Here is a 12,154-nt window from a genome sequence, read left to right as displayed (position 1 = left end):
TCACTGTGCAAGGAATTTAGACACGAACCTCTTAGCAGCTTTCAGTGGCGTTAGAACGTTTTTGCGTGTTCACGCGCATTCGCGATGGCAGCTTCCTTAATTTCAGTTGCTCGTTCCGGAAATTGATTATGGCCCTCGACGAATATGCCCTCTGTGTGTGGAATGCCGAAGAAATTCATAATAATCCCGATATAACGATGCCCTGATTCCATCTCTGCTGCGGGTCCTTCCGAATAGATCCCACCCCGTGCCTGGATATGCAGCGCTTTTTTGCCTTCTAATAGGCCAACCGGCCCACTCTCTGTGTACTTGAAAGTCTTGCCTACGACACAAAGCGCGTCGAGATAGGCTTTCATCACCGGCGGAAAGGAGAAGTTCCACATCGGCGTCACGAACACATATTTGTCTGCCTCAACGAAATGTTCCGTTAGCTCATTCAACCGGCTGACCTTTTTCTGTTCTTCAGCGGATAAAGCACTGAACTCCGAACCGCTACGGAGCTTGCCCCAGCCGCTGAACACGTCGGCATCGATGTGCGGAATGTACGAGTTATAGAGATCAATCGAAATGACTTCGTCATGGGCATGGGCTTCGCGATAGGCTTCAATGAACGCCTTACCGACAGCCATACTGTAAGATGTCTGATGATCATGGGGATGAGCAGTAATATATAGCACTTTTGCCACGAGTAGTAGCCCTCTCCTTTAATTACGAATTGTGTTGTACTGGATCAGTTTTTCCCTGAGCCTAGGAATTATGTTTCCCTTTTATAGGTGAATCGTTCCATTTGTCTACCCGGCGTTAGATTTGTCGAGGGAATAAGCAGCAATCAATCCCGATCGGCAAGGATGGTTGATAAGGACGAGGTGCGATGCTTGCCTCATGCAAGGGCGAACGAAATTTTCCCGACCAAGTCACGGTTTCTATTTGAAGGACTCGAGAAAGGCACCTCTTCCGGCAATCAGCTCCGCCCTTCTACCCGAGATTAAATCCAACGTGGCGAAATCTTCATAGACGCGAACGGAATCAGCCGTGTTAAGTACGGACAACGCGCTTATGACACGAATGCTCTTAGTAGGCTTGAGCGATCACGGAGAGAATCATGGCGTAGGACGAAGTAACGATCCAGCCAATGGTGTTCACCTATTCCGAAAAGATCTAAACCTACTTCATCTGCCAGCTTAGCTGATTCTATAATGTCCTGAACACGTTGATGTGCACTTTAGCGCTCGCCGCTTGCATTAGGCAGCAGTTCGCCTAAAGAATAGATGCCGCTCTCGAATTGGTGAAAAAAGGTTCATCTCCAGGTGACTATCCACATTACTATTATTTCTGTAAGCATGCCAAAGATCCAAGTGAGATACATAAACGTTATAGATCGAGAAGCCTGATTTTAAAGGATTTATGATATTGAGAAATGCCTGGTTGATATGCTCCCCATGCGGTAGACAGGTGAAATAATAAAAAAGCCTGCTACTGAGGAGAGCCCTGCAAACTAAAACTAATACAGAATCTGTAAAAATCAGCCCAGTGCCTTGTTTGTAATGGGTTTGTTGTATACTGAGAATAAGAAATGCGAGTGATCTTACTAGACGTCTGTTGTGACCCTAAATTAATTTGAACCCATTGGTTTCGTGCTGCCATTTTCAGATTTGTGCTAAGAGTAATTTTCGGGGTAGCTTAATGACTTGTCTAATGGTCAAGCCAAAGAACCCCTAAAAATCTCAGGAGTACCTTCCATTCTACCCACTCAAATTGCTAGTCTACCCCTTTCATTTTTACTGAGAGAAGGTCGGGATTTTAAGCCCTTTGCTATATCTCTGACATCGCCTCGCTCTTTGACTTGGCGAGGTTCAGCTTATCTCGCTCCATCTTAGCCAACCAATCCCCGTACAACAGCGCCGCAATCATTGACAGGTCATACAAAATATTCAACCCAAACGGGTCTGCCAGCGGATCACCGATTAACAATAACGATTCAACAATGCTGAACCCTCCAATTATACTGGCCAAGATCAAAGACTGGTTCCATCGCACACCTTTCAAATAAGCGTATCTGCCGGTGTAAAAGCCCGCGCACATCATGCTCAAAATAGTAAGCACCAGTCCGAACCAATAGTTGTCGTTATCTATAAACGTATCTGCCCATTCCGTTCCCACCATTTTTCTAATCGCCTTCGCGATGAGAGAGAAGGCATTTGAAGCTAGAAATAACACGAATATGCCTACCAGCAATGCCAGTATGCTGATCCGCTTTGTATTCCCATATTACGGTATTCCCCCTGTAGCTTTCTGGTTTATCGTTCGGGTGGGAACGGCTACCATTCCATCACCTCTCACCACCACTGATTTGCTAGTAAAGTCCGCCATTGCCCCGTTTTTCATATTACCCTAATTGAATTAGTTCAAAGAAAAGAAGCAGCTGCCGCGGCGGCAAACTGCTCCTGGACCGTTGAACTAAAGTTTCCCGTTAGTTCAATTCGATTAATAAACCACAGCACACAACAAAAATGGAATAGCGTTTTATACTTTTGCTCTTACTCCCCTTTTTCTATCAAAAGAGAGAATAATAAAGTTAATCCACGTTATTACTGGGATAGACACTACTAATGTATAACGACTATGAAAATCAATTCCAAACAAGCTTGATTCCTCGTCTAAATTGTACAGAAACCAATATGCTAATCCCAATATTCATTATGGATTTCTCCTTTGCATTTTGCATCCGAATAACAATCCCCTTAACGTTACCTAAAGTAATATAATATGGGTTTAATGTCATTTTGAGAAACAAAAAACAGCTCCGAAGACTTTACTCCGAAACTGTTCCCCTCCTCTGTGTTGCCTCTTATCTTGCCCCTGCTCTGAGCTCCCATCGAAAATTCGCATTCATATTATTCCCCAATATGATTTGGTCTGACTGCGCTACGTTCCTCTGGATTTGCTCCAAGATTTCATGAATAAGAGCGGACTCCGACAATTTCATTGCCTGTAATTCGCTTTTCAAGTTATGAATAGACCCCGGGTCAGGCTTCATGGAATACTTTAAAATAATATTTCTGAAAATCAGCGTCTTGTCTTCTATCTCCTTATATGAGGCAAGAATTCTTTGCTCTCGAATAATCTTTTTATCCATCATAAGCTCAATTCTTTGCACCATACACCTCTTATGCTCCCAAAGCACATGAAAAGGCTTATGATCGTAAAAAGTCTTTCCTTCCAGCAAAAGATCGAGGTGTTCAATGATCTTGTCGTAGGTGTTGATGCCAAGGGTTAGATCTCCTGCCCACGTTAAGCTTTGATCATCACGAATCCGCGTGTCTCTGGACGCTAAGAAATCATTTAAGGAATCAGCAATCTTGAGGAGGTCGAATTCGTATTTTGCGGTTTTATTGGCTTTAATTAATAGCACCTTTTCATAATTACCCAAATTCGTTATAGCTTGATGATTATACGCCTCCAGAAACTCTTCGAAGGTGCATTTTTTATATTCAAACTTGCCAGTAAAATTATCTGCTACATCCAGTATTCGAAGTTCTTTGTCGAAGCCGAATATGAGCAAATCATGGCCCATATCTCTTTTTTGATACACACGCGAAATGGGGAGATATTTGTGATTAACTTTCATATGTACATAAAACTCCATATCGATCGCATCGGTTATAAAGGTTATAACATCTGATTTATTCATCACATGCAACATTTCTTTATTTATGATCTGCACATCTATTAATGGACAATAGAAGGGGCTCCAAGTTACCCAAGGCTGGAAGAAATCAAGCTTCAGAATCCCGTTTCTTTCATGGTCAGGATGACTGGACAATTGAATGAAATTACTTAGCACCCACGGCGCATAATAATCACTTGTTGCACCAACGATGGATAAAACATCTGCATAATAGGGGAAGCAAGTGATTTCCGGATACCGAACGGGTAACAATTTGCTGCTGCTCAACAGATAACCTCATTTCATAATATAATAGATCAGCCTGCTAGCGCCGTATCTTATAATCGAATAGGTATGTCGTGTTCCTTCAAGTACGCTTTAATTTCCTCTATCGTATGCACATTATAATGAAGCAATGAAGCCACTAACGCCGCGTCTGCTCTTCCATCGATTAGAACATCCTTGATATGTTCGATTTTACCCGCTCCACCAGAAGCTATTACAGGGATACGCACAGCCTTGGAGAGCTTTTCCATAAGCTCGAGGTCGTACCCTTCCTTCGTTCCATCTTTCTCAATACATGTACATATGATTTCGCCGGCTCCGAGTGCTTCTGCCTGCTGCGCCCACTCGATCGCATCCAGACCCGTACGAGTATGTGCGGAATGCGTGTATACCTCCCAACGTTCAATACGCCCATCTTCACCGCGCACAGGCATGACATCAAGTCCCAATACGACGCACTGGCTTCCAAAAACCTCTGATGCTTCTCTAAGCAGCTCCGGTCTCGTAACTGCTGCTGAATTCACCCCGACTTTATCGGCCCCTGAACGAAGCACCCGTTTAAAGTCATCGACTGACCTTACTCCCCCAATGACGGAGAATGGAATGAATACTTCCTCAGCAACTCTTCGAATCCAATCATATTTCACTTCTTCGTTATTAAGACTTGCGGTCGTGTCCAAATAAATGATTTCGTCCGCGCCGTTGTCTGCATATCTCTTCCCTAACTCCGCAGGGTCACCGATGACCGTTGGGTTACGGAACTTCACATATTTAACCGCCTGGTCATTCAATACATCAATAGCCGGTATAATTCTTTTGGTTAACATACTTATCCCCTATCTGCTCACATTATGATTACTCTTTGGGTTACTTCATCGAGCAAAAATTATGTATAATCTGCAAACCGTATTTACCGCTTTTCTCAGGATGGAATTGCACGCCGCTAACTTTATTTTTGGCGATTGCGCTGGAGAATACATCTGGATAACTGGTTTGGCCAATGGTATGCTGACTCTCATTCGTAGAAGCAAAGTAAGAATGAACAAAGTAAAAATAAGTGTAGTTAGGCACGCCATCAAATAAAGGATGATTGCCTGATTGTACGACAGCATTCCAGCCTATATGAGGAACTTTCAAGTTGTGTTCAAACTTCCTCACACTGCCCCCAATAATGCCAAGCGCATTCGTATCACCTTCTTCGCTATAGTCTAAAAGCAACTGCATGCCCAGACAAATTCCGAATAACGATTTCCCGTCTGAGATCGCTTCATGAATAGCCTTGTCCATACCTTCTGCTTGCAGGGATTGTACGGCTTTTCTCGCATTTCCTACTCCTGGAAATATAATTTTTTCAACTTCTTTCATTTCCTCCGGACGCTTAATTAACCTTGGTTTGAAGCCCAAATGAGTAACTGCATTTGTAACGCTGTGTAGATTGCCTGCGTCGTAATCAATAATTCCAATCATTTAATAAATCCTCCACATTACCTTATTTTGCAGCACAAACCGAAAAAGACAATTGATCATAGAGTCAACCGCCTTTCTCTCTTCTATGATATGAGTGAAGAGTCCAGTTGCTTCTTCTCCAACTTGTAGATTAGTGGAAGACTGTCAAAGACCTTATGAAATGCATTCATATATTGTGTCGTAACGGACTCAGCCGCTGGGCCTGTGGGCAGGGTTAAGCTTAGTAGTTCATTACCCAGTCTCTCCACATTCGGGAAATCGCCCGCTTTATAGACTCTCCAATTATTAGGCATCGATGAATAGAGTCGAATATGTTTTCTTTGATACAGCTCAAGTTGATGAATGGCCTTAAATGTAGGCTTATGTATTTCGACCCCTTCTGCACGCAAAGCCTGGATAATGGACTCTGCCCTAATTCCGTCAAGCTGAGTACTATCAATAGTCGGTTTATAACCATAGTAAGAATGCTTAGTTGCATAATCCTTAACCTTAGGAGGGCTAAACCCCGGAAATTCTTCAAGTGCCCTATTAAGCATCTTTACAAGATTGTTTCGTCGTTCAACTTCTTCATCAAGACCTGACAAAAATTCTTTTGCGATTACAGCAGCCAGCGGATGTATTCTATATTTTAGGCCATAGCCCGTCTCTGCAAACTGTTTGTAGAACTCGGTTTCAATGGTCGTATAGCTGCGTCCTCTGTAATGTCCAACTAGACAAGATCTCTCGTAAAGCTCCCGATTTCTAGTAAGAAGCAGTCCGCCTTCACCGGCACATATAAGCTTATTCGCTTGCAAACTAAAACAGCTGATATCTCCAAATGTACCTACCTTCTGGCCATTATATTCCGATCCATGGGCATGAGAACAATCCTCTATTAAATACAAGCCATGCTTATTCGCTATACTTCTGATCCTCTCAAGATTTACCGGATGTCCCCAATTATGAACGACAACGATTGCGCGGGTTCTTGAAGTAATCTGATCCTCTATGGCATCCGGGTCTATATTAACAGAATCATACTCAGAATCGCACAATACCGGAACCGCTTGCCGATGAATGACTGAGGTTATACAAGCATGGAACGCATAAGAAGGAGCAATGACCTCATCTCCAGGATCAAGTCCAATGGAAACAAACGCGGCATGCAGTGCGTTACTCCCGGAATTGGTCAAAAGAGCGTACGGCAAGCCGTAATAATCAATAAACCTTTCCTCTAGCTCTTCCACAATACCGGTCCTATCACTAATAGATAGTTCCCCTTCTTGCGATAAATACTCTTTTATCGATTCTTTCACTTTTAGAGGATAAATGGGCCAACGGCCATGTGGTTGCGGGAATGTGACTTCTGGCTGCCCTCCGAGAATTGCTAGCATTATATGAAACACCATCCTTTATTAGGCATTGCCATAATCATCATTGATTCGTTAATTCCAAGCCCTCAAGAAGAGAAAATACCTGCTTTACTACACTCTCCGTATCTGCTCCTCCTGAAATGCGATAAGCTGGAACGTCATTAAGGGTATTCCCTAGCGCAGCTACCGCTTCATCGAAATCTTCTTTAGACACAAACGGAAGTCCCATCCAGTTTGGGTAGAAGGGTAGATCCAGCAGTAAATTTTGAGAAAGGATTTCTTTGCATTCCTCTAGGCTGACTCTCTCGACTGTTACGGTCTTTGTGTCTGGACGTAGTGTTGGGAATACGATCATGCTGAGCTTGGTGCTCGTTCCAAGGTTTGTATTACATGCTGTAGCAACCTCCATCGGTGTAATCCACAGCTTCTTAGGCCAACCCCATTGCTCATCGACTGGCAATTGACTAACCTCATCGAACGGCGGTTTTTCCCCAATCAACTCTTGATCATACAACAATTTGGCTGTCCCCCCTGCTCGATCATGCAGGTCGAACCGCATTTCTTGCGCAAAAGCAGTGAGGTGGTGCATCGCACCTGGTCCTATCCCTAGCACAGTAGGCCATGAGTATAAGTCCACTCTGCCCTCCTCGGGATAAGCGAGCATCCGATCATTTGCAAGGTAATTTGCCAACCGTCCCTGTGTTAATAATGACGCTGTTACCAGTGTTGTTTTGCCGCTTCCCTTGTCTCCCATAAACATGATTCCTTGACCGCCAATGGATAAACAAGAGCAATGCACGGGAACTGCGCCATGAAGAATGCTCTCCGAAGTTATAATTTGTCTTACAGACTTATAAGCATCAATAAAGAGGGCACGAACATCCGAGTTATAAATAGCTGCTTTCTTTTCCACGATATTAATGAAGATGAAACCCTGGGTTCTTTGATTCCAAATGCCCTGCCAGTTGCCAAAGGATGTGAATAATCCGTAGTCATCATATTCCATCTTCCGCTTTTCGGCCTCTTGAAATAGTTCTTTGAAATCAAACTGATAATGGGAGATCGCTTGAATCCGCCAATCCTGCGAGCTTTCTCCTTCCTCCACCTGGTAATGCAGATACGCTTTGATATGAACTAAGATATTTACATTGTCGCTTTCAATCGCGACCTTACCCTTGCAATGATTAAACCTTAAACGAAAACGATTAGCGGGCAAAAAACTGTTGTCTAATAATGCAATTAATTCTTTCAACGAAATCCCTCCTACATGTTGAGACCATGCTTCGCACTTTTTTGATGGATACTATGAACAAACCGCTCAATGGTATACAAATTATCCATAATCAACTCATTCTCTGGCCATTCCAATTCTAATGAAACCTCAATATCCACAATGATTTGAATAAAGCTAATAGAGTCTAATCCGATTGTTCTTAAATCCGTGTTGTAATCCATAGGCACCTGATCTCCTAAGTGCCTCTGCACGATTTCCGTTATTAGTCCTGCTAAAGGACTGTGATTACCTGGCATTAGCTGCGCTCAACTCCCGAAGATATTCAATCAATATTCGATAGACGGAACATTCTTGTTTCCGAATGGCAACTAGCTTCTCACGTATTTTCTCTTCAAATTCATGAGGCTTTCTCAATAGCTTCACATAGTCCATCTGCATTCGCTTCCAAGCATTAATCATGTCATTTAACGCACTATGTATACGTTCCATGTTGGTCATTTCATAATCCTCATTAAGCCAATCTATACATTTCGCAAGCTTCATCCATCCTGCTTGAAGATGCATAAAACATTCTAGGACAAAAATGAGCTGAGAGGGTTCACCAAAATGAGGTGACTGTAAGATTGCGTCTACTCTTAGATCTAGATTCTCGTTTTGCTGTTCGGATAAGCTCTTATGTAATTCAGTTTCTAATTCCGCTATTAATCGACCAATCTCCATAAGTGTATGAGGAACTGTAGGAAAACGAGGCAAATGATAATATCCCCTGCCAGGCTGCTCCCCTCTATGCGCCTCTAGAATTAACTCCTTATCTACCCATTCGCAAATGTGAAAGGGAGCTTCTCCAATTAGATATTGCTGGGTATCATGGTCTACATCCAATAAGATGACGCGAGTCCCAGCGTGAGCGCGATGATAGTTTTTGGAGTAAGGAAGACAGAAGCTATCACATGACAACATAACCGGCAACCCATATTCGTTAATAATTTCATCAATTGTAAGACCATTAATTAATGAGTTATGACTTACATTAGTTATCCCATAGACCTCGCGCAAACTATCCCATATTTTCACCGATAAATATTTAGGTTGATATTCGCCAGCACTCAGACACTGATCCAGAAAGGCAAGGCTATGATGAATTTGACGGTAAAAGACAGGCCTGGCATCCCATCCATTACTCTCGATCCAGGTTATCGCCTGATGCTCAGGACAGTCTTTGATAAAGTTGTACTCTCTAGCAATGTTAATATCAAAATTCCGCATATAACCTCCAAGCTAATGTCCTGTACTTTTGTACCGAAGCAACCCCATTCGCCACACGATATAAGCGAAACCGAAAGCTATGATGCCAACAACAGGTGTCATATAAAGCCAAACCATTTCATGCTTAACCAGATACTGCACAGGGTAGTAGTTCACGAATGCTAAAGGGACTATAAAAGTGAGAATGATCTTAATGAATGCAGGATAAATAGATATCGGATAGACGATAAAACTTCTCGTTTGATAAAACATAATATTTTGGATTTCACTAGACTTTGTCGTCCAAAAGGTGAATGCAGCGCATAACAGAAGCAGCGCTCCTTGAATTAGAACACCGCCAAACAACAGTAACAGAACATACATCGCTGTTTTTACCGACCAATCCAGCCCTAGTTTATAGAAGGAATATAAAAATAAGAGAATTCCTAATCCCCCATGTCCTATCGCGGCCATAATATCCGACTTCTTAGCCATAACATGAAATAAAGGCTTGATCGGCTTGGTCAGATATCCATCAAATTCACCGCCATGAACAGCACCTTCGAAGTCTCGAACACCGGTAAATAGGAAAATACATAGGCTGTAAGTGAGAAATACGAAGCTATACATGAACAACAGCGTACCCATATCCCAGCCTTGGATTTCAGAAAACCGAGTTAGAATGAGATAAAGGGTAACTACGGTGACACTCTCTCTAATAAGCACCGAAAAGGATAGTAAGAAGGTATCCCATTTATACATCATCCTTGACATCATAATCAGCTTCATGAATCGAAAATATAAGGCGATATATTCCGTCAAGGAATGTTTCCTAAAAGTATTCAATAGGTTATCCTCCTTGGATGATGAGCTTATTCTGAGCTCGGCGCCATAGTAAAAGTCCCGCTGCGGCTAATAGGAGGATCCATCCTATTTGCTCAATGAACAATCTCAGAATGTCTCCTTGGTGCGCTTCGCCTAATGCAATCGTCACTGGCGTGAAGTATATATATTTGAACGGAAGCCATTCAAATATATAGGCCAGCCAATCGGGTAAAAACCAATAAGGAATCGTCGCTCCGGATAATAGCAGTACCGCCGCATTTTTTATCGTCACAATACTCCATGTCTGATGGACCCAGAAGGCAAACAACCAAAAGATCAAATTGAAAAAATAAAGAAGCAAATAACTAAATGCTGCGCTAATCAGAAAGAAAAGTAGATTTATCCATGAATGCGAGACCTCTAATTGAAACATGAAAATTGACAATATGATTAACGGTAGCGCCTTTGTCCACAAATTAAATCCTACTTCGCCAATAATCATTGAGAAGACGTACGTTAGAAAATGATAGGGGCGGATTAAATCAGAGGCGATTTCACCAGATTTAATTTTCCCGTCAATTAAAAATTCGTTCATCGATAGAACAATTCTCATGAGCATGGCGATGACCGCATAAGTAACAGCCTGCTCTTGTGTAATACCTGCGAAGCTTGCTGTTGATCCATATACCGCCTTCCAAATCGCCACACTGATGAAGATGCTAAGCAACGAACCGAACAATCCTAGATAATACTCTAGCTTATAGGATGATTTGCGGTGAAAGGATCGTCTAGCGACTTCAATATAGGCTCTCATAGAGCAACCCTTTGCAAGCCAGCCTTATCATCCTCACCCTTATAGATCTCTCTGATGATATTTTCAATCTCAGGCTCCTGAATCGAGAGATCAACCAACTCGTTATGTTCGGAGATCATGGAAATAAGCTTAGAAGCCGATAATATATCCTTTTCAAACTGTATTTTATAGGTAAGACCTTCATTCGAAATGGAGATTACGGCGTCTATTGGCTGTAACTTAGGCGTGTTCTTAAAATCTACAACCAGTGTCCTGATTTTGCCGTAATTGTTCTTAATCTCCTCAATTCCACCATCGTAGATCTTATTTCCCTTATCAATAATGACCATCCTATTGCAGGTTTGCTCGATATCTACCATGTCATGAGTGGTCAGAAGGACGGTAACGTTCTTCTCCTTATTGATCGATACGAGCAGTTCCCTGATTTTCTCCTTGGCTAGGGCGTCCAAGCCGATTGTCGGCTCGTCCAGAAATAAGATGGATGGATCATGAAGCAGAGAAGCCAGCAAATCTGCCCGCATACGTTGACCTAGGCTTAACTGCCTGACTGGCGTGTGTATAAAGGTTCCCACATCAAGCAAATCAGTGAGAAACTGCAGATTCTTCTTAAAACGAGCCTCGGGCACTTTATAGATGTACTTTAGTAATTCAAAAGACTCGACAAGCGGCAAATCCCACCACAACTGTGTTCGCTGCCCGAATACAACACCGATATTCGCAGCGTTCTCCTCGCGGTGCTTATGGGGAACCCTTCCATGGACACGGAGCTCTCCTGCAGTCGGGACTAGAATTCCTGTCAGCATTTTGATCGTTGTCGATTTCCCTGCTCCATTAGGTCCAATAAAGCCGACCATCTCACCTCGTTCGATCTGAAAGGAGATATTATCTACTGCTGTTTTAGTCTCGTATTGCGTTGAAAATAAAGATTGTATCGAACCAACAAAACCTGGTTTTTTTCGTGGTATGTTGTATTGTTTCGATAGATTCTCCACCTGAATGATGCTCTTCACTTACATACCTCAAGTGCCCGCTGCACTAATGCCACGAGCTCATTTAATTTGTGACTTTGTCTGATCTCGACTAACACAGATTCCAGTGTAATATCTAGCGCTTCTTCAATTTCTATCATAAGATTCACTAGTCCCAGAGAATCTAAGCCAGAATCCCTGCCAATCACAACGTCTAGCGATGGTTTGAAATTTAAATTCGCTTCTTCCAGTACTTTCGCATAGCTTTCCAAGACGATTTGCTCCACGTTCACCATA

General features: G+C 42.6%; 14 protein-coding genes. All 14 read right to left on the bottom strand.

Going from position 1 to position 12,154, the window contains the following annotated elements; genetic code table 11:
- Positions 1-50: 50 nt before the first annotated feature.
- The 14 genes from ACN6MW_RS17785 to ACN6MW_RS17720 all read right to left on the bottom strand — a co-directional run bounded on the left by ACN6MW_RS17785 (position 51) and on the right by ACN6MW_RS17720 (position 12,153).
- Positions 51-686: an FMN-dependent NADH-azoreductase gene (locus tag ACN6MW_RS17785; protein WP_419871403.1), complete on the bottom strand. Its 636-nt coding sequence runs from the start codon at positions 684-686 to the stop codon at positions 51-53.
- A gap of 237 nt (positions 687-923) precedes the next feature.
- The gene (locus tag ACN6MW_RS17780) at positions 924-1,049 is read right to left on the bottom strand and encodes a hypothetical protein (protein ID WP_419871402.1); all 126 of its coding nucleotides are present in this window, start codon (positions 1,047-1,049) and stop codon (positions 924-926) included.
- A 763-nt stretch (positions 1,050-1,812) separates the two neighbouring features.
- Positions 1,813-2,163 carry a hypothetical protein gene (locus tag ACN6MW_RS17775; protein WP_419871401.1) on the bottom strand — a complete coding sequence of 117 codons (351 nt, stop codon included), beginning with the start codon at positions 2,161-2,163 and terminating at the stop codon, positions 1,813-1,815.
- Positions 2,164-2,848: 685 nt separating this feature from the next.
- A complete protein-coding gene (locus ACN6MW_RS17770) occupies positions 2,849-3,955 on the bottom strand; it encodes a hypothetical protein (protein WP_419871400.1) in 1,107 nt (368 codons plus the stop codon).
- Between the two features lie 50 nt (positions 3,956-4,005).
- Positions 4,006-4,779 (bottom strand): imidazole glycerol phosphate synthase subunit HisF, encoded by a 774-nt coding sequence (hisF, locus tag ACN6MW_RS17765; RefSeq protein ID WP_419871399.1) that lies wholly within the window; start codon positions 4,777-4,779, stop codon positions 4,006-4,008.
- A gap of 40 nt (positions 4,780-4,819) precedes the next feature.
- Positions 4,820-5,419 (bottom strand): imidazole glycerol phosphate synthase subunit HisH, encoded by a 600-nt coding sequence (hisH, locus tag ACN6MW_RS17760; RefSeq protein ID WP_419871398.1) that lies wholly within the window; start codon positions 5,417-5,419, stop codon positions 4,820-4,822.
- Positions 5,420-5,502: 83 nt separating this feature from the next.
- On the bottom strand, positions 5,503-6,792 hold the full coding sequence (locus ACN6MW_RS17755; protein WP_419871397.1) for a DegT/DnrJ/EryC1/StrS family aminotransferase: 1,290 nt from the start codon (positions 6,790-6,792) through the stop codon (positions 5,503-5,505).
- 40 nt (positions 6,793-6,832) lie between these two features.
- Positions 6,833-8,023 carry a hypothetical protein gene (locus tag ACN6MW_RS17750; RefSeq protein WP_419871396.1) on the bottom strand — a complete coding sequence of 397 codons (1,191 nt, stop codon included), beginning with the start codon at positions 8,021-8,023 and terminating at the stop codon, positions 6,833-6,835.
- Positions 8,024-8,034: 11 nt separating this feature from the next.
- A complete protein-coding gene (locus ACN6MW_RS17745; protein ID WP_419871395.1) occupies positions 8,035-8,226 on the bottom strand; it encodes a phosphopantetheine-binding protein in 192 nt (63 codons plus the stop codon).
- 64 nt (positions 8,227-8,290) lie between these two features.
- Positions 8,291-9,271, bottom strand: coding sequence for a hypothetical protein (locus ACN6MW_RS17740; protein WP_419871394.1), 981 nt, complete (start codon positions 9,269-9,271; stop codon positions 8,291-8,293).
- A 12-nt stretch (positions 9,272-9,283) separates the two neighbouring features.
- Positions 9,284-10,096 (bottom strand): ABC transporter permease, encoded by an 813-nt coding sequence (locus ACN6MW_RS17735; protein ID WP_419871393.1) that lies wholly within the window; start codon positions 10,094-10,096, stop codon positions 9,284-9,286.
- 4 nt (positions 10,097-10,100) lie between these two features.
- On the bottom strand, positions 10,101-10,889 hold the full coding sequence (locus tag ACN6MW_RS17730; protein ID WP_419871392.1) for an ABC transporter permease: 789 nt from the start codon (positions 10,887-10,889) through the stop codon (positions 10,101-10,103).
- A complete protein-coding gene (locus ACN6MW_RS17725; protein ID WP_419876377.1) occupies positions 10,886-11,890 on the bottom strand; it encodes an ABC transporter ATP-binding protein in 1,005 nt (334 codons plus the stop codon). Before ACN6MW_RS17725 ends, ACN6MW_RS17730 begins: the two co-directional genes overlap by 4 nt.
- A 5-nt stretch (positions 11,891-11,895) precedes the next feature.
- Positions 11,896-12,153 carry a phosphopantetheine-binding protein gene (locus ACN6MW_RS17720; RefSeq protein WP_419871391.1) on the bottom strand — a complete coding sequence of 86 codons (258 nt, stop codon included), beginning with the start codon at positions 12,151-12,153 and terminating at the stop codon, positions 11,896-11,898.
- Position 12,154 lies beyond the last annotated feature (1 nt).

The organism is Pristimantibacillus sp. PTI5, assembly GCF_048572955.1.
GTDB lineage: Bacteria > Bacillota > Bacilli > Paenibacillales > Paenibacillaceae > Pristimantibacillus.
Note: the sequence above shows the minus strand (reverse complement) of the source record. Positions and strands in the feature narration are given on the sequence as shown.

What these genes read in the sequence shown, in the direction of transcription:
- ACN6MW_RS17775 (WP_419871401.1), bottom strand. Translation starts at nt 2,163, where the DNA reads ATGGTGGGAACGGAATGGGCAGATACGTTTATAGATAACGACAACTAT.
- hisF (WP_419871399.1), bottom strand. Translation starts at nt 4,779, where the DNA reads ATGTTAACCAAAAGAATTATACCGGCTATTGATGTATTGAATGACCAG.
- hisH (WP_419871398.1), bottom strand. Translation starts at nt 5,419, where the DNA reads ATGATTGGAATTATTGATTACGACGCAGGCAATCTACACAGCGTTACA.
- ACN6MW_RS17755 (WP_419871397.1), bottom strand. Translation starts at nt 6,792, where the DNA reads ATGCTAGCAATTCTCGGAGGGCAGCCAGAAGTCACATTCCCGCAACCA.
- ACN6MW_RS17745 (WP_419871395.1), bottom strand. Translation starts at nt 8,226, where the DNA reads ATGGATTACAACACGGATTTAAGAACAATCGGATTAGACTCTATTAGC.
- ACN6MW_RS17740 (WP_419871394.1), bottom strand. Translation starts at nt 9,271, where the DNA reads ATGCGGAATTTTGATATTAACATTGCTAGAGAGTACAACTTTATCAAA.
- ACN6MW_RS17730 (WP_419871392.1), bottom strand. Translation starts at nt 10,889, where the DNA reads ATGAGAGCCTATATTGAAGTCGCTAGACGATCCTTTCACCGCAAATCA.
- ACN6MW_RS17720 (WP_419871391.1), bottom strand. Translation starts at nt 12,153, where the DNA reads ATGGTGAACGTGGAGCAAATCGTCTTGGAAAGCTATGCGAAAGTACTG.